Consider the following 19,621-nt stretch of genomic DNA (forward strand, 5'->3'; position numbering starts at 1 on the left):
TTATTTTGTTCCCATTTCAGGCGGGTACTTTTCCATGATCTTCGAAACGATTTCGTTAATACGTTCCTGCTTCTTGTTAACCTCCTTGGCAAGTGCGGCGGTTCCCATACCCTGCCATACCAGTTCTTTATCGTTGGAATCGATGAGGTCTATATACAATGTGCCTTCACTGGTACGGTTTACCGTGTTAAAACCAGAACCCCAGTACCAGGGATTCCATCCCCATCCATAACCATAGAAAGGATAGGAATTGTTGTAAATATTGATATTTTCGTTCGTTTTAGTGAATATGCTTACCAGAATATCTGGGTTTTCAGATTTAGTGAAGCCTTTGGCATTCATCTCTGTTTCGATCGCTCGCAGGATCCTTTTTTTATCCAGGTCAGAAATTTCAGCTTTATCAATTCCAGGCTTGAAAAAAGCATAGGTCTTATAATTGCTGAAATTGGCTTCCCGATCGTAGTCAGAAGCTACCTGAACGCTGCTACAGGAAGTGAAAACCAAAGCAAAAAGCAGCAGTAGCGGAGTAAATTTTAGAACTTTCATAGGTGTTCGATTTAAATTTGTACAAATTCGTTAATCGAAAAGCGTTGGATCTACCAGGTTAGGAATCGTGATCTTGAGCTGCGGATTACTTTCCATTGCGCGTTTGGCAGTAAAAATAGCTCCTTCGTTTCTTGCCCAGTTTCTGCGGGCAATTCCGTTGTTCACATCCCAGAATAACATGGATTTCAAACGATCTTCAGATGCTTTATTTCCTTCAAGAATCATGCCGAAGCCTCCATTGATCACTTCGCCCCATCCAACTCCACCACCATTATGAATGCTTACCCAGGTCGCTCCACGAAAGCTGTCTCCAATAACATTTTGTATGGCCATGTCAGCGGTGAAGCGAGATCCATCATAGATATTTGAAGTTTCACGGAAAGGAGAATCTGTTCCTGATACATCATGATGATCGCGTCCCAGGATCACAGGCCCTATTTCACCTTTGCCAATGGCATCATTAAATGCTTTAGCAATTTCCATGCGGCCTTCAGCATCGGCATAAAGGATCCTGGCTTTGGAACCAACAACCAGTTTATTTTCACGCGCTCCCTGGATCCATTGAATATTATCCTGCATTTGCTGCTGAATTTCAGCGGGAGATCTTTCCATGATTTGCTTTAAGATAGTTGCGGCAATTTCATCAGTTTTCTGAAGATCTTCCTCTTTTCCGGAAGCACACACCCATCGGAAAGGTCCGAAACCATAATCAAAGCACATGGGTCCCATGATATCCTGAACGTAACTTAGGTAAATGAAGTCCTTGCCATTTTCAGCCATAATATCGGCACCGGCGCGAGAAGCCTCCAGTAAAAAGGCATTTCCATAATCAAAGAAATAGGTTCCTTTTGAAGTGTGCTTGTTGATCGCATCAGCCTGGCGTCGCAAACTTTCCTGAACTTCTTTTTTGAACTGATCGGGATCTTCAGCCATCATCTTTTGAGCTTCCTCAAAACTCAGGGTTACTGGATAGTAACCGCCAGCCCAGGGATTATGCAGAGACGTTTGATCACTTCCCAGGTCGATATAGATATTATTTTCAGCAAAATATTCCCAGATATCAACAATGTTTCCGTGGAAGGCGATAGAAACCACTTCTTTTTTATCTTTTGCTTTTTGAACTCTTTCAGCAAGCTCCTCCACGTCATCAATAACTTCATCCACCCAAGCCTGTTTATGTCGGGTCTCAATAGCTTTCGGATTCACTTCCGCACAAACGGTAATGCAACCGGCAATATTTCCTGCCTTAGGCTGCGCGCCGCTCATTCCGCCAAGTCCGCTGGTTACAAAAAGTTTTCCTGCAAGACCTTCACCATCTTTCGAGATTTTTCTTCCTGCGTTTAAAACGGTAATGGTTGTACCATGAACAATTCCCTGCGGGCCGATGTACATATAACTTCCCGCGGTCATTTGGCCGTACTGTGTTACACCAAGCGCATTGAATTTTTCCCAGTCATCGGGTTGTGAATAGTTCGGGATCATCATTCCGTTTGTAACCACTACTCTTGGAGCTTTTTCGTGGGAGGGAAAAAGCCCCATCGGGTGCCCGGAATACATCACCAGTGTTTGAGTATCGTCCATATTGGCCAGGTACTGCATCGTCAATAAATACTGTGCCCAATTCTGAAAAACCGCTCCATTGCCTCCATAAGTAATCAGTTCATCTGGATGCTGCGCCACTTCCGGGTCCAGGTTATTCTGGATCATCAGCATAATTCCTTTCGCCTGGAGACTTTTTCCTGGATATTCGTCTATCGAACGAGCATAAAACTCATAATCAGGCTTAAAACGGTACATGTAAATCCTTCCGTATTTTTCCAGTTCTTCCCTGAATTCCGGCAGCAGTTCTTTATGATGCCTTTTATCAAAATATCTTAAGGCATTTTCCAGCGCCAGTTTGTTTTCCTCATCATCAAGAATTGCTTTTCGTTTTGGTGCATGATTTACATTTTTATCATACTTTTTCTTTGCAGGTAGTTCATTTGGAATTCCCTGTATCAGCTGTTCCTTGAATGTCATATTAAGATTCTTGTCTATTCGTATTTTTATTATACCCGTATGGGCAATGGCGGCAACCACTTTCACAGCAGTATCCTCGTTTCAAGTGGTATTGCTCGGTAAAGCACCGGTAACCTTCAGGCGTAAGGTAATAATCGCCATCTTCCAGAGGGATTCTTTTCTTCTGAAAACTCATGCCGCTAAGTTACAATTTCTTATCTTGAAAGCATGATTCTGATCGTGAACAAAAGGCTGCTTTCAAGCAGGTTCAAAGGCATTACCCTTTGGCCTTTCGTGATCCTTAAAAACCAGAATCTTAAGAATGATAAGTTTTTCCTGAATCATGAGCGCATTCACCTTCGGCAGCAGTTGGAAATGCTGGTGATCTTCTTCTACATCTGGTATCTGGCAGAGTACCTGTGGCGTTACCTGAAATCTGGAAATTCGTTGAAAGCCTATAAAAATATCAGCCTGGAGCGTGAGGCGTACCGACGTGAAAATGACCTAACCTATCTTAAAAACAGGCCTTTTTGGGCATTTCTGAAATTTCTTTGACCCAGTCTCTGAAATCGATTTTATCTTTGTGCTATGGAAGATTTCTTCGGAAGTGATTTTTCAAAAAAGGTACCCAGTGAATTCATTCAGAAGTTCCCGGGAAACGTAGAACTTTGGCTGAAACGAGAGGATTTGCTGCATCCGCGGATCTCCGGAAACAAATTCCGAAAACTGAAATATAATCTTTCAGAGGCTCGTAAAAAATCTCTTAGTAAACTGCTCACTTTTGGCGGGGCACATTCCAATCACATCGCGGCGGTGGCGGCGGCCGGGAAAAAGTTCGATTTTAAAACGATCGGGATCATTCGCGGAGAGGAATTAGCCGAAAATCCTGAAAAATGGAGCCCAAGCTTGCGGTATGCTTCGGAAAGTGGTATGAAACTGGAGTTTATTTCGCGAGAGGAATACCGGGTAAAAGATTCCGTAGCATATCGTGAAAAACTGAAGCAAGGTTTTGGTGATTTTTACCTGATCCCGGAAGGTGGAACCAACGAATTTGCCATTCGGGGCTGTGCTGAAATCTTAACGAAAACTGATTCGGAATTTGATTATATCTGCACATCAGTAGGAACCGGTGGAACAATGGCCGGGATTCTCCATGCTTCTGAAGAACACCAGCAAATTTTAGGTTTTTCGGCCCTGAAATCTGATTACCTCCTCGAAGAGATCCAAAAAATGACCGGGAAAACCAACTGGGAACTGATACTAAACTATCATTTTGGCGGTTATGCTAAAGTAAATGCTGATTTAATTGATTTTATCAATAATTTTTATAGAATGTACCAGATTGCCCTCGATCCTGTTTACACCGGGAAAATGCTTTTTGGTATTTTTGAGCTGGCAACACAGCAATTTTTTCCGGAGAATTCCAGGATATTAGCCATTCACACCGGCGGAATCCAGGGAATTGAAGGAATGAACGAATTTTTAAGGAAGAAAAACTGGCCTCAAATTATAGGAGTATGAAAAAATTTTACCGGTTCCTGAGCCTGCTGCTTGTCGCAACCCTACTGGTTGCCTGTGGCGGCCGTAAGAAAGTGGTGACAAAGAAGAAGAATGAAGACCGGAGAGAGGTTTACCAGCCACGACCAGATCAGCCGGCCGCGACTCCGCCAAAACAAGAAAAGTCAGCTCCTGTTTACGGTACTTATACTGAAAGTGTGGAAGGTTACATCCAAACCTATGCATCCATCGCGCAGGAAGAAATGAAATTATACCACATTCCTGCCAGTATCACGCTGGCGCAGGGAATACTGGAATCAGGTGCCGGCAGAGGAACGCTGGTGCGACAGGCGAATAATCACTTCGGAATAAAATGTCACGATTGGACCGGTGAAAAGGTTTATCACGATGACGATCGCAGGGGAGAATGTTTTCGGAAGTATAAGCAGGCGAAATACAGTTTTCGCGATCATTCCCTGTTCCTGGCAAATCGTTCGCGGTACGCCTTCCTCTTCGATCTGGATACAGACGATTACAAAGGTTGGGCAAAAGGTCTTCGGAAAGCTGGTTACGCGACTGACAGGAGGTATCCGGATAAACTGATCGATCTAATAGAGCGTTACGAACTATACCGGTATGACGCCGATCTTCCCGATAGCAGCCGCTACTCTGATGCAGCCATCGTGGAGCGCAAGATCGAAAGTCGCAGTATTCCTGCCGCAGAGACCCATACGGTCCGGAAAGGTGATACCCTGTATTCCATTGCGAAGCGTTACAATACAACCGTGGAAAATATTAAGAAAACCAATGGTCTGGACAGCAACAATATCAGTATTGGCCAGGTCTTGAATATCAAATAAAAAGATTTTATGATTTATAAGAGAAGCAGTGAACTATTTCAGCAGGCTCAAAAAGTAATTCCCGGCGGTGTCAATTCACCGGTTCGGGCATTTAAAGCGGTTGGCGGTGAACCGCTGTTCATTAAAAACGCTAAGGGGCCTTATTTATATGATGAAGACGGAAATAAACTGATCGATTATATCAATTCCTGGGGGCCAATGATTTTGGGTCATGCTCACCAGCCGGTGGTAGATGCGATCATCGAAAAGACAAAAAGCGGAACTTCTTTTGGAACTCCTACCGAAATTGAAACCAAAATTGCTGAATTAGCAGTAAAGATGGTTCCGAATATCGATAAGATCAGAATGGTTAATTCTGGTACGGAAGCCTGTATGAGTGCGGTTCGTCTCGCCCGTGGTTTTACCGGGAAGGATAAGATCATCAAATTTGCAGGTTGTTATCACGGGCATAGCGATTCTTTCCTGATCCAGGCGGGTAGTGGAGCAATGACCTTTGGAACACCCAATAGTCCTGGCGTGACCGAAGGGACCGCGAAGGATACTTTGCTGGCCAATTATAATGACCTTGATAATGTAAATGAATTGGTAGAAGCCAACAGAGATTCGATTGCCTGTATCATTTTAGAACCTGTTGCCGGTAATATGGGGTGTATCCCGCCAAAAGAAGGTTTTTTGGAAGGACTGAGAGAGATTTGTGATGAAACCGGAATTTTGCTCGTTTTTGATGAGGTTATGACTGGTTTTAGATTAGCGGAAGGAGGTGTCCAGGAACGCCTTGGTATTAATGCTGATATTTTGTGCTTCGGAAAAGTAATTGGAGGAGGTATGCCGGTAGGAGCTTTTGCAGCCCGAAATGAAATTATGGATTACCTGGCACCTGTTGGTCCGGTTTACCAGGCTGGAACTTTGAGCGGGAATCCGCTGGCGATGGCAGCTGGACTCGCAATGTTAACCGAGCTGCATGAAAATCCTGAAATCTTCAAAAGTATTGATGAAAAGACCGAATACTTGCATAAAGGTCTCGCCAGGGTGATGAATGATCACGATATCAAACATACGATCAACCGCGTTGGTTCGATGATCTCTATTCATTTTGGAGATAAACCGGTATACGATTTTGCCACTTCGGCAGCATCAGCTTCTCTCGGAGTATTCAATAAATTCTTCCACGGAATGCTGGATAACGGGGTGTATATTGCGCCAAGTGCCTATGAAACCTGGTTTATTTCCGAAGCATTGAGCTATGAAGACCTGGACGCGACGATCAACGCGGCCAATAAAGTGGCTAAGACACTTTAAGGGAATTCATTTCCAGTAATTCTTCGAGATACGATCTGGAATTGGACAGGCGGGGGACTTTATGTTGCCCGCCTACTTTATCATGTTTTTTTAGCCAATCGTAAAACAAGCATGGGCGAGCTCTATGAATGGTTGGCTTCCGCAGCGTCATATCATTAAAACGTTTCGCCTCGTAATCACTGTTCACTTCCTGAAGTGCAAGGTCTAATTGTTTCTGAAATTTTTCAAAATCCTTTGGCGGAGTTTTAAATTCGATCATCCATTCATGAGCACCTTTTTCACGTCCTTCCATGAAAACAGGTGCGACAGTATAATCCAGAATTTCGCAACTGGTCACCAGCGATACTTTCTTCAAAGCGGTTTCGGCATTTTCAATGATCAATTCTTCTCCAAATACATTAATGTGGTGTTTGGTTCTTCCTGAAACTTTAATGCGGTAAGGATCGATACTGGTAAATCGAACCGTATCACCAATTTTATAGCGCCATAACCCGGCATTGGTGGTAATCACCACTGCGTAATTCTTTCCAATTTCGACTTCGCTTAAAGGAATAGCCTGTTCTTTTTCTTTTCCATAGATGTCCATTGGAATGAACTCATAGAAAATTCCGTAGTCTAAAAGCAGCAACATATCCTTTTGGTCGTTTTGATCCTGGCAGGCAAAGAATCCTTCCGAAGCATTATAAATTTCATAGAATCTAAAATTCTCCTGCGGAATGATCTTCTGGTATTGCGGTGCATAAGGCTCAAAGCTCACGCCGCCGTGAAAATAGACCTCCAGGTTCGGCCAGACTTCAAATAAATTATCATGACCGGTCGTATCCAGTACGTTATTCAGCAAAACAAGCATCCAGCTTGGAACCCCGGCTAGACTGGTCACATTTTCGTGAATCGTTTCATTGACGATCGCTGGCATTTTAATTTCCCAGTCGTGCATTAAAGAAACTTCATTGCTCGGCGTACTGCTGAATTCTGCCCAAAAAGGCATATTATCGATCAATATGGCTGAAAGATCTCCGTAAGATGTCCCGTTTTCCCGATAGATTTCCTTGCTGCCACCCAAACGCAGACTTTTTCCTGTAAATAATTGTGATTGCGGATTATTGTTGAGGTAAATACACAGCAAATCCTTTCCAGCCGCGTAGTGGCAATCCAGCAGCGAATCGTGGCTTACGGGAATAAATTTACTTTTGGAATTGGTGGTTCCACTGGATTTGGCAAACCATTTTATAGGCGTTGGCCAGAAAATATTATTCTCCCCTCTTCGGCTTCTTTCAATACTTGGTTCGATATCCTCGTATTTCTGGATCGGGACCCGCTCACGAAAAGTCTCGTAATTTTCAATTTCTGAAAAGGAGTATTGCTGACCAATTTCCGTGTTTTTAGCCTTGGAAATGAGATTTTTAAGCAACTCCTGCTGAACCTCGTTGGGGTATTTTACGAACAATTCCATTTGATGAATACGTTTCTTCAGAAACCACGAAGCGACCGAATTTACTAATGGAATTGGCATTATTTCTTGTATCTTTAAGCCACGCTTTTGTAAGCCTGGTTGGTTATTCAGTTAAAAATAATCGAAACTTTCAAGCCTGCAAAAAAATTCAGTAAGCCTAAATAAAATTACATGCAATACGAAGGAGTTCTTACGAAAATGCAAACCGAAATTGTTGACGAGGTTCAGTACTACCTTGTTTGGAAAAAAGACTTTGTGAACCTGAATCAGTTGATCGGGAAAAAGATCAGTATCAATTTCTTGAAATTTGAGTGTTTGAACTGCGGGCTGGAGAAAAAGATCTTCCGCCAGGGTTATTGTTATGATTGCTGGAGCAGTATTCCCTCTGCCGGTGACTGGATCATGCGACCGGAATTAAGTAAAGCGCATTTAGATGAAGAAGATCGTGACCTAGAATTTGAAAAGCGTGCACAGTTGCAGCCACACGTGGTCTACTTAGCAAATTCCAGCGATGTGAAAGTTGGTGTGACCAGGAAATCCCAGATCCCGACGCGATGGATCGACCAGGGAGCCCATGAAGCTATTGAAATCGTGGAAGTTCCTAATCGTTACCTGGCCGGGATTACGGAAGTTGCCTTGAAGGATCATGTAAGTGATAAGACCAACTGGCGCAAAATGCTCACAAACGAGATCGTTGATCTGAACCTGGCCGAAGAGCGCGAGAAACTCAAAGATTTTATCCCGGAAGAAGTACAGCAATATTACCTCCGAAATCAAACCGAACTGGAGATCAAGTTTCCGGTCAAGGAATTTCCGAAGAAGATCAAAACCCTGAACCTGGCTAAAAATCCGTTCTTCGAAGGTGTCTTATCGGGAATTAAAGGTCAGTACCTTATTTTTGAGAACGGGACTGTTTTCAACGTTAGGGGGCATGAGGGTTTTGTAGTAGATCTGAAAGTCTTGTCTTAAAACCGGGTTTCGAAATTAGAAAAAACCGGTAGCTCAATTTCCGAAATTAATAAATTAACCCCTTCATTTTTAAATTATTAGGATAGGATTCTGCGGTGCTTCTGCCTAACTTTAAGGCACTAGAAAACCACCAGAAATGCAAAATCTATCAAATACCCGTCGGGACTGGATCAAGAAAAGCTTATTGTCAATAGGAGCGGTTGCTGTTGCTCCGCAAGTAGTATGGTCAAATCGCGTAGAAAATGCTTTAACGACCAAAAGCAAGTTTCTTTTTCACAATAACCACTTTAACGAATATACTCCGCCGAAATTTCCTGATCTGGATAATCTGAAAGCAAGACTCATGTGGAATGAGAATCCATATGGTCCTTCCGAAATGGCTGCGGAAGCTTTTCAGAAGGAGGTCTTTAATGGCAATCATTATAACTGGAAAAGCTTAGGACAACTTACCTCCAAAATTGCCAAAATGGAAGGAGTGAAGCCGGAACAGGTCATGATGGGACCGGGTTCTTCCGATCTACTGGAGAAAACCGCCTTAGTATTTTTCCAGCATGGCGGGAATGTAGTAAGTGCTGATCCCAGCTATATGTCTTTAGTAGCCGTTGCTGAAGCTGCCGGTGGAAGCTGGAAAAGCGTAAAGCTAACTTCAGATTATCAGCATGACCTCGATGCGATGGAGGCTGCAATCGATGCAGATACCAAGCTAGTATATATTACCAATCCTAACAATCCAACGGCTACCATCACCGATACGGAGAAAATGAAAGACTTCTGCAGGCGTGTTTCCAAGAAGGTTCCGGTTTTTATCGATGAAGCCTATATCGAATTATCCGACGGCGGAATGGCGAACAGTATGGCGCCACTGGTTGTCGATAATGAGAATATTCTCGTTTCAAGAACATTTTCAAAGATCCACGGAATGGCTGGTTTGCGAATTGGCTACACGATTGGGAAAGCGGAAACACTGGAGATGATCAACCAGATCACTCGCGGCGGAATGGGGATCACAGGGCCTTCAATCGCTGCGGCTTCAGCCAGTATGGACGATACCGAATTCCTGGCCTACTGCAGAACAAAACTCGTGGATGCGCGAAAGTATTTCACCAGCTATCTGGATAGCCGAAACATCAGCTATATGCCTTCACAAACCAATTTCGTGATCTTCCCAATTGAGGTTGCCGGCGACGAATTTCTCAGTAAGGTTTACGAAAGGGATATGGCGGTTCGTGCTTTTAAATTCTGGGATCAGGACTGGTGCCGTGTGAGTATGGGAAAAATGGAAGAAATGGAACTGTTTACCGGAGCGCTGAACGAGATACTGGTTTAACTCGTAATCGTAATTTATGGATGTAAGCCTTCAAAAAACAGTTGGATTTCTAGTATTCATCGGGATTGGGCTGCTTTTAAAAGTTAAATTCCGACAAAAAGAGGAAACGACGGGGATCAAAAAGATCATTTTGAACCTGGCACTTCCGGCCACCATCTTTATTGCACTTCTCAGCGTAGAGTTGAAGAAAGAACTTTTTCTATTGCCTTTTCTTGCCCTTATTTTAAACCTGTTATTATTCTTTATTTTTCCATTTTTATTGCCTTTGTGCGGAATCAAAAAAGACACTTCGGAATACCGAACGGCCTCTCTTTTGATTCCTTCACTGGCCCCCGGTTTATCGGCTTTTCCCTTCATCCTGGAATATTTAGGTGATGGGGCGCTTGCGAAAGCGGCAATGGCCGATCTGGGAAACAAGGTATTCGTGTTGATCATTCTTTATATCGTGGCAATGAACTGGTTCTATAAGGTTCATGGCGCCAGTTCCAGTCTGCATATTTCAAAGATCAGGGATCTTCTGAAGGTGTTGATAGCAGAACCTGTCAATCTTTTTATCATCGCCGCATTGATCTTGCTGGGTTTTGGTTACCATCTGGAAAATCTGCCGGTTGTTTTTTCAGAAACATTAAAAAGATTAAGCCTGCTCATGACGCCACTGGTCCTCTTGTTTATCGGTCTGGCTGTGTCGATCAAAAAAGGGCAGTTTCAGAAGATCTTTAGTATGCTGATGCTCCGCGCCGGCGTGGTAATCCTGATCAGCACCCTATTCATTAGCCTGGGGAATATTAGTTTTGGGACAGACCGGTTGATCGTCCTGGCATTTTCTTTAAGTGCCTGCAGTTTCTGGCCGTTTGCGCACATTGCGGCTATAGGTTCGAGAGAGCAGCAGGAAGGCAGGAAATTCAAAACCTTCAGCAATACGCTTGCGATCAATATCCTCGCGCTTTCCTTTCCGATGTCTATTATCCTGATCCTGGGAATGTTCAGCTTTGGAAATACGATCACCAAATTGCCCGTTTTGGTACTGATTTCCGTCAGTCTTATTTTCTTCGGAATCGCTCCCGGACTTTTTCAGAAATGGAGATATTCCAACAAAAAAAATCTGGTCGAGAAAAAATACCGACCAGATTTTAAAAACGCGAATGCCGAAGCTTAATTCTTATTGATTGTTCTTCGTCGTATCTGTTTTCTTTTTAGAATTTTTCAAAATGCCTCCAAGTATATTTTTCGCCGCATTTTGAACCTGTTCCTGCTGAGATCGATTAATGGAATCCCGTTTCGTCGTACTCTTAGGTTGCGTTCCGGTAGAATCCTGTTTTACGATCGTCGTATCGCCTGATTTATTCTGAGTTTGTTTGTTAATGGCACCGCTAATAATGTTGCCCAAGGCATCCTTGCCTTTTTCTTTTAACTCCTCTTTTTGCTCGGCAACGATCTTTTGCGTTAAGCTATTAACTGCCTGCTGCATATTCAGGTTGATCTGCGGATTCTGAAAGGTACCGGTCAAACCAATAGGTAATTCCACTTCCATTTGCTGAAGGTCGCTACCACTTAGTTTGCTCAAAGTGCCACCAACCTGTGAACCAAGATATTTTGCTGGCACGTCCAGGTTGAGGTTGTAATTCATCGTGTTGTCAAAACCATGCGAGCCGCCAATCTGGATATTAATATCTTTAATATTGAAATCGAAAGGAGCAATGTTCACCTTTCCGTTCTCGAAAGTGAGCTGTGTTTTTAAATTATTGAGATCAATATCGTTTAGATTAATGAAATTTAATTTACTGTCTAAATTGGCCAATAAAGGAGATTTCGAGACATCGATATCTGCTGTGAGTAATTGGGCCAGCGCATTCCCGGCCAGGCTGGTTAGTTGCGGAGTTAGATCCTCGTTGAGATTTCCTTTCAGGTTCAACGTAGATTGTAGCTTACCCTGAAGCGCCTTGGCAATTGGAGCCATTCCTTGTAGCATTTCCATTCCGTTAAATGAGGATGCAATATCAAGAGCATTGAGATCCAGTTTCATTTCAAATGTTGGGGTCTGATTTTTGGTAGAAACCATTCCATCAAGTCCAATGCTTCCGTTGAAGATATTGGTGCTGATGTTTTTCAGGCTTGCCGTTTCATCTCGAATAACTAGGACGCCTTTCGCATTGTCTAGTTCCAGGTTATCGTAATACACTTTCCTGGCGTTGAATGCCAGTTCCATATCCAGGAATGATGGGATTTTTACAGCCTCTTTACCGGTGGGCTGAGAAACGGTTTTTTCTTCACCACCTTCCGTAGTTTTTACTTCTTTGGTTTCGGCAACCATAAAATCGTTGACTGCGAAAGTATTCGATTGAACCTTGAAATTACCTTTCAATTGCTGATCGGTGAACAGAAAACCCATCAAATTCTGAAGGCTACCCGATGCTTGTATATCAGTTCTGCCAGTAGTCAATTTTAGGTCAGGTACCTGGGCATTTCCCTGGTTAAAGTTCATATTCGCATTGGCGATCTTTACTTCATTTGGAATTTCAGGAGACTTATAGCTGAAATTTTTGATAGAAGCTGTACCACTACTGTTCACATTCTGATATTGTTCTTTTTCAATGGAATTCATATCAAAACTGGTCTGAACATCAGCAGTCAGGATTCCGTTGAGGTCCTGTTCCAGTTCTAATGGATAAGCCTGGCTCAAATTGGCAAGGTTGATCGTTCCATTCACATCCAGGTTCACCAGCATATTATCAGTTAGATTACTGATCTTTCCTTTGGTATTAAAGCGATCCTGCTCGATTCTGAAAGTGGCGTTGTTGATATTGACGTAAGTGCCTTCGGCTAAACCAGATTCATTGACGATTTGCATGTCCAGGTTGATATCCTGTACGCTTTTTGGCAAATCCGGATATTTAAAAGAGGCATTACTGGAAGTGATCTCCACATCCATTTTTGGAATGTAAGTATCATCAACTACCCCGAAAAGTCTACCATTCACCACGAAATCGCCATTAGTATCCACATTTTCGATATTCTTGGCATAGGTTTCCGGAATAACCGCCAGGAAATTCTTGAAATCTGAAGAAGGGGTTTTAAAGCTCAGGTCCAGCTCGTTATTCTCTTCATTGACCTGCACGTATCCATCAAAAGTGAGCGGTAATTGGTTGATTTTAGCTTCATTTTTCAGAAAAGTATAGCGCATTTTGTCCAAATCCATATCAAGAACTGCATCAAGACTGACTTTGTGGTTGTTCAGATAGTTCACACCATCATAATCCAGCGCTACATTGGCTTCAGAATGAGTGTCTAATTCTGATTGATCCAGGGAAAAATCCCCAGTTCCATCATGATTCAGATTGGTGACATCAAGCGCGATCTTTCCTTTTTCATCTATATATTTCACGCGGGAATTATTGATCTCATAATGTTTCAGATCCAGGCTAAATCCGGCACTCGCGGTATCTGAAGCTACCGTAGTCGTATCTTGTTTCGCGATGTCGTAATTTGCTCTTCCGAGGGAATCAACATGAATATTGACGTAGGCATTATTGAATTTTAACTGATCGATCTTTTTAGGTTCATCAGCGCTTTTGAATAATTCTTTTACTGACATTTCCAGGATCACCTCGTCGCTCGTGGCCAGCGTATCGCCTTTAAACGGTTCGTTGTTCACAATGCTCAGATCGTCTATGACCAGAGTTGCCTGGGGAAAACTTCGGAACATCGAAAGATCAACATCGGCAAATGCTACCTGTGCATTTACATTGTTATTGATGGTCTTCCGCAGAAGATCCTTCAGTTGAGATTCAAATACAAATGGTGCGGAAACCAGTAATATGATGATTACCAGAATCGCAAAACCTACAATTTTTAAAGCCTTTTTCATAGTTAGTCAAACTTTAATTCTTCCGCGGGTTTTAGTCCGAAGACCTTTCGGAATACATACACCGCGAGATATAAAAAGGGAGTATCACAAATGGCGATCAGCACTTTGAATAGAAATCCGCTCAGTAGCAGTCCGCCAAATAACTCCCAATCGATCTTTCCGAAACTACAGAGCAAAAACAGGACCGAAAAGGTATCCACGAACTGGGACAGGAACGTGGAAAAATTATTCCTGATCCATAAATGTTTCCCCTTGGTGATATTTTTCCAGAAATGAAATAGCTGAATATCGATGTATTGCGCCAGTAAATAGGCGGCCATAGATGCGAACACGGCGATCGCGGTCGCGCCAAACACCTTCCTGAAAAGCTCGTCTCCAATTGGAGACCACTCGGTTGCCGGTACAGCTTCTGAAGTATAAACGATCAATAATGAAAAGAACGACGCGAAAATTCCTGTTGTTACGACCTGGTTTGCCTTTTTCTTTCCGTAGATCTCGCTGATGATATCAGTAATGAGAAAGGTCACGGGATAGGGCAGAATTCCAACCGAAATCTCAAAAGTGTAGATTCCGAAGAAATCCCAGTAAAAAAACTTTTGAAAGATCAGGTTCGAAACGACCAGAGATGTAATGAACAGCGCGCTGAGGATCATATAAACGTTCTGAGCCCAGCCCTTTTTTTTCAGGTAATTTTCCGCCAAATTTTTTTATTAAAGTCTGTTAACAAAATTACGGGTATGTGCTTTTGTTTTGCTTAATTTGCTGTGAAATTATGGAATACTCCCTATTAAAATTTTCTTAAATCAGCTTGGAAAACCCGAAAACAGTACAATTGGCGCTCGGCAGTAACCTGGGTGACCGTATGGAGAATTTGCAAAATGCCATCCAGCAAATCCATGAGCAGGTTGGCTGGATCACGGCAGTTTCAAAAGTCTATGAAACGCCGGCCTGGGGTTTCGAGGGAGCTGCATTTTTGAATGCCTGTATCGAAGTAGAAACCCGAAAAACACCCTGGCAGCTGCTGGTTTTATTGCTGGAGATTGAAAAGGAGCAGGGGAGAAAACGCACTGAGAATGCTAGCTACCAGAACAGGCCTATCGATATCGATATTTTATTTGTAGACAAAGAGATCATCCAGGAGAAAGACCTGCAGATTCCGCATCCGGGCATCCCTGGACGGCGCTTTGTTTTGCAGCCTTTGAATGATATTGCCCCCAGTTTGCAACACCCGGAATTGAATCGAAAGGTGAGTGAATTATTGAATTTTTGCGATGATGCTTCAGAAATTACGGTTTTTGATGAGGAACTGAAGATCCCCTCCAAAAAGTATATTTTCAATACCTGCAATTATATCGCGGTCGAAGGAAATATTGGGGCCGGGAAAACGAGTTTTTCAACGATGGTTTCCGAAGACTTTAATGCGAAACTGATTCTGGAACGTTTTAAAGACAATCCCTTTCTTCCTAAATTCTATGAAAACCAGGAGCGTTACGCGTTCCCGCTGGAAATGTCTTTTCTGGCCGATCGTTACCAGCAATTATCTGATGATCTTGCACAGTACGACCTTTTCAAAGATTTCGTGATCTCTGATTACGACGTGTTCAAATCTCTTATTTTTGCGAAGATCACCCTGCATGAAGATGAGTATTTGCTCTACCACAAGTTGTTTCACCTCATGTACAAAGAGCTGGTGAAGCCGGAACTGTACATCTACTTATATCAAAATACCGAGCGATTACTGGAAAATATTAAGAAGCGGGGGCGCGATTACGAGCAGAATATCCAGCCAGATTACCTGATCAACATCAACAAAAGCTACCTGAATTTTATTAAATCCCAGCGGAATATGAAAGTGCAGGTGATTGATATTTCCGGTTTGGATTTTGTGAATCGCCGGGCAGATTACCTTTGGCTGCTGGACCAGATTGATGACGCCGTTAAAAAGTCAGTTTAGCATAAAGATCCCAGAGCACCACTCCCGCGCTGACTGAAATATTGAGAGAATGTTTGCTTCCCGCCTGCGGGATCTCGATCACCCCGTCACTTAGAGTGACAACGCTTTGCTGCACGCCTTTCACCTCATTGCCGAAAACTACGGCGATTTTTCCGTCAGGAAGCTGAAATTCATTCAAAGAAATTGAATTCTCAGCCTGTTCAATACTGTAGACTTTGATCTCCTCTTGCTGAAGCTGTTTTACCAGGTCTGTGGTGTTTTCCACATATTCCCAGTTCACGGTATCGGTCGCCCCAAGAGCGGTCTTGTGTATGTCTTTATGAGGTGGTGTGGCGGTAATGCCGCAGAGATAGATCTTTTCGATTAGAAAAGCATCTGCCGTACGAAACACCGAACCGATGTTATTCAGGCTTCGAACATTATCCAGGACCACGATCATAGGCGTTTTTTCAGCATTTTTGAATTCTTCCACGCTTTTGCGATCCAACTCGGCATTTTTCAATTTCCTGTTTTGCATAGGGCAAAAATACTATTCTGATGTGAAATCTGAATCATGTAAGGGTTTTACCGTAATTTTTGTCATAATTCACTTATTCTGAGGTTGATAGGTTTAATTTAGTTAATTTCAGGACAACTACTTGACTTTTAGAAAGTCACATTCAATTAACCAAAAAACCAATCAAAATGAAACAATTCAAAATGTTCTTGTTCAGCCTGTGCTTTGTTCTTTCGGGAATGGCGTTCGGGCAGGAAGTCACAGCCAAAAAGTATGACAACCCGCACTGGGTAAGTGTGGGCATGATCAAGTTCAAACCGATGGGCAAAAGCAAGGCTATGAAAATCGTGGAAGATTATTTTGCGAAGGCTGATGAAGCTGCTGGTATCAAACCACCAACCATTTACCACCTCGTTGGTGGCGATTATGATATGATGGTGGTTTGGGAGATGACCGAAGGTCTCGAGGCTATGAATTATGAAACGTCTCCTGAGGACGTGAAATGGCTTGGCGAGATGGCCAAACTTACCGGCGGGCAGGAACAAACCATGGCAAAACTGGAAGAATTCTACGGGTATGTAGATAATTTTAAATCTACCCTCGCCCGGAAAGAATGAAATTTTTCCCGGTTGAAAAATGATGATAGCAGGCTTCGGCCTGCTTTTTTTATGCGATACTGTTGAATTAACCAGCTTTTTAAGATCGTCTTTGTAACTTTGAGAAGCAACCTTCAACCGCACTTATGAAACGAATACTTTTGTTAATGCTTCTTGTAAGCAGTTTCGCTGTCGCACAGGACTTAGAACTGGCATTATGGCCAGATGAAATTCCAAACAGTCGGCCTTCTGACGAAAAAGAAATCCAGGATAAAAATGGAATTCTCTGGATAAGGCAGGTGCAGATTCCTGGAATCGAGGTGTATTTGCCCGTACCGCAGATCGCGACGGGCCAGGCGGTTCTGATCTGCCCTGGCGGTGGTTACCAGGGACTGGCATTCGACTGGGAAGGCAGGCAGATAGCGAAATGGCTGAATTCAAAAGGGATTGCCGGGATCGTTCTGAAATACCGGCTTCCAAATTCCAGATCAATAGAGACCAGTTACAAGGCGCCACTTCAGGATGCCCGGCGAGCGATGCGCCTAATCCGTTCTCGTGCAGAAGAATGGAAACTGGATGAAAACAAGATTGGCGTGATGGGTTTTTCCGCGGGGGGTCACCTGGCTTCAACTCTGGGAACGCATCTGGAAATGGAAGAAAATCTGAGAGGGGATGAGATCAATAAACTGAAGGCCAAACCAGATTTTATGGTCCTGGTATACCCGGTGATCACCATGAATTCAGAATACACACACCAGGGTTCCAGGAATTCCCTGCTTGGCCAAAATCCAGGGGAAGAGCTCGTTAAGAAATTTTCCAATGAATTGCAGGTAACTTCTGAAACTCCACCAACTTTTCTAGTGGGCACTTCTGATGATGAGGTCGTACCGGTCCAGAACAGCCTGCGCTTTTATGAAGCTCTGGTGAATTCCAAGGTGCCGGCTGAAATGCATATTTACCCCAAAGGAGGCCACGGTTTTGCTTTCGGAACTGGCCAATATTATCTTCAGGACTGGAATGAAATTCTTGCCAGCTGGCTGCAAAACTTACAGGAATGACAAATCACCTGGGAATTGACACTTCGGGAATTGCGGATGTCTCTTGGCTGAAAAAGCGCTTTTCTGAAGGAGATCTTCCAGAAAATTTCAAAGGAAAAAACATTCTCGAATTTTCTGAAAGTGTACTGCAGCATTACCTTTTAGAAGATCGCCGCCACGGAAACTCCATTCTGACTCCTGATAATTTACGAACGTTTTCCAGTTATTCCAGCGGGGAACGCCGTAAAATGCTGCTTGATCATTTGCTGAAACAGCGTCCGGGCGTTCTAATCCTGGATGAAGTTTTTGATTGCCTGGACAAAGAGTCGATTCCGGTTTATATTCAGAAGTTTATAAATGTGAAGGAGGAGATCAGTTTTATACAGTTCTTTCGGAAAAAAGAAGATCGCTTAGCTTTTATCGAACAGGTAAAGTATGCGGAGGAGTTTGTAGATCCTCGAGCAGAAAATCAGTTGTCAAAAGCTTCAGAAAAGCCTGCCCATTTCGAACTGCCTCCGCCTATCAATCAAATTACAGCACCGGAAGTTTTAGTCGATTTTAAAAATGTGAATCTTCATTATTCCGGAAAGGATATTCTTCGAAACATCAGCTGGCAGGTTCGCAAAAACGAATTCTGGCAGATCTCCGGACCTAACGGAGCAGGGAAATCCACGCTTTTAGACATGATCTACGGGAATAATCCCAAGGCGTATGGCACCGACCTGGAAATTTTCGGAAACCGAAAAGGCAGTGGGGAAACCATCTGGGAACTTCGGGAGAAAATGGGTTTCTTCTCACCTTCCATGATCGATCTTTTCACGAGGCGAAATACGGTCTTGGAAATGCTTGTTTCGGGCATGGTGGATAGCGTAGGGCTTTACCAGCAACCTAGCGGCACCCAATTGCGTTGTGCAGGAGAGTGGTTGAAGATTCTGGGCTTTTCCAGGCTTTCAAGCCAGGTCTTTATCGAGCTTCCGGAGACCGAAAAAAGGCTGATCCTGATTGCCCGGGCCATGATCAAACATCCCCCGCTATTGATCCTTGATGAGCCAACCGCCGGCCTGGACGCCATGGGTATTGAAAAGCTGGTGTATTTCGTCAATTCTATTGCTGCAAACAGCGAGACTACCATTCTCTATGTGTCTCATCGCCCGGAAAAAGAACTTCAACCAGATGCCGAACTCAGGCTGGTTCCATCTTCAGAAGGTTCTACAGGGGAGGTGCTTCGATTCCAAGATTGATTCTGTAAGTGTCTAATATTTAGCGGTTAAACCTTGCATTCGATCAAAAAATCGATTACATTTAGGTTTTAAGACTTGCCCTGAAACCGGAGCCCTATTCCCGGTAATTGATCGAATTACAATCTTTTAATCTCAACATTATGGAAACACCCGTGACAAGATGGTCGAAGGCAGAATTGCAGGTCTACATACTTCTTTTATGTGCCAATGCGGATGCCGATTTGCAGGAACAGGAATTGAATGTTATCAGGTCCAAAGTGGATGCTGATTGTTTTGGAAGGATTTATGAGGAGTTTCTGAAAGATTCCGAAGAAGTGAGCTTTTCAAAGCTCGAGCGTAACATTGCGCTGCATGAATATTCCTGGCGGGAACTCAACCAGCTGAAACTGGATATGAAAGCCGTTTTTGCTTCAGACAGGAAGTACATGATGCTGGAGCAGAACATGGAGCGCATCCTGAACAATATGTTGTATTAAGCCGCTC

At 43.3% G+C, this 19,621-nt stretch carries 19 protein-coding genes; 12 read left to right on the top strand and 7 right to left on the bottom strand.

What is annotated here, in order from left to right; genetic code table 11:
- Genes GRFL_RS09970 through GRFL_RS18090 form a run of 3 tightly spaced genes read right to left on the bottom strand, consistent with a single transcriptional unit; the run spans position 1 to position 2,740 of the window.
- The gene (locus tag GRFL_RS09970; protein WP_083644479.1) at positions 1–546 is read right to left on the bottom strand and encodes a DUF4136 domain-containing protein; all 546 of its coding nucleotides are present in this window, start codon (positions 544–546) and stop codon (positions 1–3) included.
- 30 nt (positions 547–576) lie between these two features.
- The gene (locus GRFL_RS09975; protein WP_083644480.1) at positions 577–2,565 is read right to left on the bottom strand and encodes a urocanate hydratase; all 1,989 of its coding nucleotides are present in this window, start codon (positions 2,563–2,565) and stop codon (positions 577–579) included.
- A 1-nt stretch (position 2,566) separates the two neighbouring features.
- Positions 2,567–2,740 carry a C1orf53 family protein gene (locus GRFL_RS18090; RefSeq protein ID WP_158091619.1) on the bottom strand — a complete coding sequence of 58 codons (174 nt, stop codon included), beginning with the start codon at positions 2,738–2,740 and terminating at the stop codon, positions 2,567–2,569.
- Between the two features lie 32 nt (positions 2,741–2,772).
- On the opposite strand from GRFL_RS18090, the gene GRFL_RS09980 reads away from it, so the two are divergent.
- The 4 genes from GRFL_RS09980 to hemL are packed head-to-tail and all read left to right on the top strand — an operon-like array spanning position 2,773 to position 6,200.
- On the top strand, positions 2,773–3,099 hold the full coding sequence (locus GRFL_RS09980) for a hypothetical protein (protein WP_083644481.1): 327 nt from the start codon (positions 2,773–2,775) through the stop codon (positions 3,097–3,099).
- 33 nt (positions 3,100–3,132) lie between these two features.
- Positions 3,133–4,065 carry a 1-aminocyclopropane-1-carboxylate deaminase/D-cysteine desulfhydrase gene (locus GRFL_RS09985; RefSeq protein ID WP_083644482.1) on the top strand — a complete coding sequence of 311 codons (933 nt, stop codon included), beginning with the start codon at positions 3,133–3,135 and terminating at the stop codon, positions 4,063–4,065.
- Complete coding sequence (locus GRFL_RS09990; protein ID WP_083644483.1) at positions 4,062–4,901, top strand: glucosaminidase domain-containing protein; 840 nt, start codon at positions 4,062–4,064, stop codon at positions 4,899–4,901. Before GRFL_RS09985 ends, GRFL_RS09990 begins: the two co-directional genes overlap by 4 nt.
- Before the next feature lie 9 nt (positions 4,902–4,910).
- Positions 4,911–6,200, top strand: a complete 1,290-nt coding sequence (gene hemL, locus GRFL_RS09995) for a glutamate-1-semialdehyde 2,1-aminomutase (protein WP_083644484.1) — start codon at positions 4,911–4,913, stop codon at positions 6,198–6,200.
- Here hemL and GRFL_RS10000 read toward each other — a convergent pair.
- Entirely contained in the window at positions 6,187–7,713 is a 1,527-nt protein-coding gene (locus GRFL_RS10000; RefSeq protein WP_083644485.1) for a GH3 auxin-responsive promoter family protein, read from the bottom strand. The genes hemL and GRFL_RS10000 overlap by 14 nt on opposite strands.
- Before the next feature lie 111 nt (positions 7,714–7,824).
- Between GRFL_RS10000 and GRFL_RS10005 the strand changes: the two genes are divergently transcribed.
- From GRFL_RS10005 to GRFL_RS10015, 3 genes are all read left to right on the top strand, one after another.
- A complete protein-coding gene (locus GRFL_RS10005) occupies positions 7,825–8,622 on the top strand; it encodes a DUF2797 domain-containing protein (protein ID WP_083644486.1) in 798 nt (265 codons plus the stop codon).
- Positions 8,623–8,758: 136 nt separating this feature from the next.
- Positions 8,759–9,949, top strand: coding sequence for a pyridoxal phosphate-dependent aminotransferase (locus GRFL_RS10010; RefSeq protein ID WP_083644487.1), 1,191 nt, complete (start codon positions 8,759–8,761; stop codon positions 9,947–9,949).
- 16 nt (positions 9,950–9,965) lie between these two features.
- Positions 9,966–11,105 carry an AEC family transporter gene (locus GRFL_RS10015; RefSeq protein ID WP_083644488.1) on the top strand — a complete coding sequence of 380 codons (1,140 nt, stop codon included), beginning with the start codon at positions 9,966–9,968 and terminating at the stop codon, positions 11,103–11,105.
- A gap of 3 nt (positions 11,106–11,108) precedes the next feature.
- Here GRFL_RS10015 and GRFL_RS10020 read toward each other — a convergent pair whose 3' ends face one another.
- Complete coding sequence (locus GRFL_RS10020; RefSeq protein WP_083644489.1) at positions 11,109–13,814, bottom strand: AsmA family protein; 2,706 nt, start codon at positions 13,812–13,814, stop codon at positions 11,109–11,111.
- Between the two features lie 2 nt (positions 13,815–13,816).
- A complete protein-coding gene (locus tag GRFL_RS10025; protein WP_083646071.1) occupies positions 13,817–14,467 on the bottom strand; it encodes a queuosine precursor transporter in 651 nt (216 codons plus the stop codon).
- Between the two features lie 155 nt (positions 14,468–14,622).
- On the opposite strand from GRFL_RS10025, the gene folK reads away from it, so the two are divergent.
- The gene (gene folK / locus GRFL_RS10030) at positions 14,623–15,768 is read left to right on the top strand and encodes a 2-amino-4-hydroxy-6-hydroxymethyldihydropteridine diphosphokinase (protein ID WP_083644490.1); all 1,146 of its coding nucleotides are present in this window, start codon (positions 14,623–14,625) and stop codon (positions 15,766–15,768) included.
- On the opposite strand, the gene GRFL_RS10035 is transcribed toward folK, so the two are convergent.
- Positions 15,752–16,285, bottom strand: coding sequence for an RNA methyltransferase (locus GRFL_RS10035; protein ID WP_083644491.1), 534 nt, complete (start codon positions 16,283–16,285; stop codon positions 15,752–15,754). The genes folK and GRFL_RS10035 overlap by 17 nt on opposite strands.
- A gap of 167 nt (positions 16,286–16,452) precedes the next feature.
- Here GRFL_RS10035 and GRFL_RS10040 point away from each other — a divergent pair, with 167 nt between their 5' ends.
- The 4 genes from GRFL_RS10040 (at position 16,453) to GRFL_RS10055 (ending at position 19,614) form a co-directional block, all read left to right on the top strand.
- Positions 16,453–16,881, top strand: coding sequence for a hypothetical protein (locus GRFL_RS10040; protein ID WP_139839227.1), 429 nt, complete (start codon positions 16,453–16,455; stop codon positions 16,879–16,881).
- A gap of 125 nt (positions 16,882–17,006) precedes the next feature.
- On the top strand, positions 17,007–17,918 hold the full coding sequence (locus tag GRFL_RS10045; RefSeq protein ID WP_083644493.1) for an alpha/beta hydrolase: 912 nt from the start codon (positions 17,007–17,009) through the stop codon (positions 17,916–17,918).
- Positions 17,915–19,138 (top strand): ATP-binding cassette domain-containing protein, encoded by a 1,224-nt coding sequence (locus GRFL_RS10050; protein WP_083644494.1) that lies wholly within the window; start codon positions 17,915–17,917, stop codon positions 19,136–19,138. Before GRFL_RS10045 ends, GRFL_RS10050 begins: the two co-directional genes overlap by 4 nt.
- Positions 19,139–19,278: 140 nt before the next feature.
- Positions 19,279–19,614 carry a hypothetical protein gene (locus GRFL_RS10055; protein WP_083644495.1) on the top strand — a complete coding sequence of 112 codons (336 nt, stop codon included), beginning with the start codon at positions 19,279–19,281 and terminating at the stop codon, positions 19,612–19,614.
- The last annotated feature ends 7 nt before the right edge of the window (positions 19,615–19,621 follow it).

This window comes from Christiangramia flava JLT2011, from assembly GCF_001951155.1.
In the GTDB taxonomy this organism is placed as follows: Bacteria; Bacteroidota; Bacteroidia; order Flavobacteriales; family Flavobacteriaceae; genus Christiangramia; species Christiangramia flava.

What these genes read in the sequence shown, in the direction of transcription:
- GRFL_RS18090 (WP_158091619.1), bottom strand. Translation starts at nt 2,740, where the DNA reads ATGAGTTTTCAGAAGAAAAGAATCCCTCTGGAAGATGGCGATTATTAC.
- GRFL_RS10010 (WP_083644487.1), top strand. Translation starts at nt 8,759, where the DNA reads ATGCAAAATCTATCAAATACCCGTCGGGACTGGATCAAGAAAAGCTTA.
- GRFL_RS09990 (WP_083644483.1), top strand. Translation starts at nt 4,062, where the DNA reads ATGAAAAAATTTTACCGGTTCCTGAGCCTGCTGCTTGTCGCAACCCTA.
- GRFL_RS10005 (WP_083644486.1), top strand. Translation starts at nt 7,825, where the DNA reads ATGCAATACGAAGGAGTTCTTACGAAAATGCAAACCGAAATTGTTGAC.
- GRFL_RS09970 (WP_083644479.1), bottom strand. Translation starts at nt 546, where the DNA reads ATGAAAGTTCTAAAATTTACTCCGCTACTGCTGCTTTTTGCTTTGGTT.
- GRFL_RS10000 (WP_083644485.1), bottom strand. Translation starts at nt 7,713, where the DNA reads ATGCCAATTCCATTAGTAAATTCGGTCGCTTCGTGGTTTCTGAAGAAA.
- GRFL_RS10015 (WP_083644488.1), top strand. Translation starts at nt 9,966, where the DNA reads ATGGATGTAAGCCTTCAAAAAACAGTTGGATTTCTAGTATTCATCGGG.
- GRFL_RS09975 (WP_083644480.1), bottom strand. Translation starts at nt 2,565, where the DNA reads ATGACATTCAAGGAACAGCTGATACAGGGAATTCCAAATGAACTACCT.
- GRFL_RS10045 (WP_083644493.1), top strand. Translation starts at nt 17,007, where the DNA reads ATGAAACGAATACTTTTGTTAATGCTTCTTGTAAGCAGTTTCGCTGTC.
- GRFL_RS10035 (WP_083644491.1), bottom strand. Translation starts at nt 16,285, where the DNA reads ATGCAAAACAGGAAATTGAAAAATGCCGAGTTGGATCGCAAAAGCGTG.
- GRFL_RS10055 (WP_083644495.1), top strand. Translation starts at nt 19,279, where the DNA reads ATGGAAACACCCGTGACAAGATGGTCGAAGGCAGAATTGCAGGTCTAC.
- GRFL_RS09980 (WP_083644481.1), top strand. Translation starts at nt 2,773, where the DNA reads ATGATTCTGATCGTGAACAAAAGGCTGCTTTCAAGCAGGTTCAAAGGC.
- GRFL_RS10020 (WP_083644489.1), bottom strand. Translation starts at nt 13,814, where the DNA reads ATGAAAAAGGCTTTAAAAATTGTAGGTTTTGCGATTCTGGTAATCATC.
- GRFL_RS10050 (WP_083644494.1), top strand. Translation starts at nt 17,915, where the DNA reads ATGACAAATCACCTGGGAATTGACACTTCGGGAATTGCGGATGTCTCT.
- GRFL_RS09985 (WP_083644482.1), top strand. Translation starts at nt 3,133, where the DNA reads ATGGAAGATTTCTTCGGAAGTGATTTTTCAAAAAAGGTACCCAGTGAA.
- GRFL_RS10040 (WP_139839227.1), top strand. Translation starts at nt 16,453, where the DNA reads ATGAAACAATTCAAAATGTTCTTGTTCAGCCTGTGCTTTGTTCTTTCG.
- GRFL_RS10025 (WP_083646071.1), bottom strand. Translation starts at nt 14,467, where the DNA reads ATGATCCTCAGCGCGCTGTTCATTACATCTCTGGTCGTTTCGAACCTG.
- hemL (WP_083644484.1), top strand. Translation starts at nt 4,911, where the DNA reads ATGATTTATAAGAGAAGCAGTGAACTATTTCAGCAGGCTCAAAAAGTA.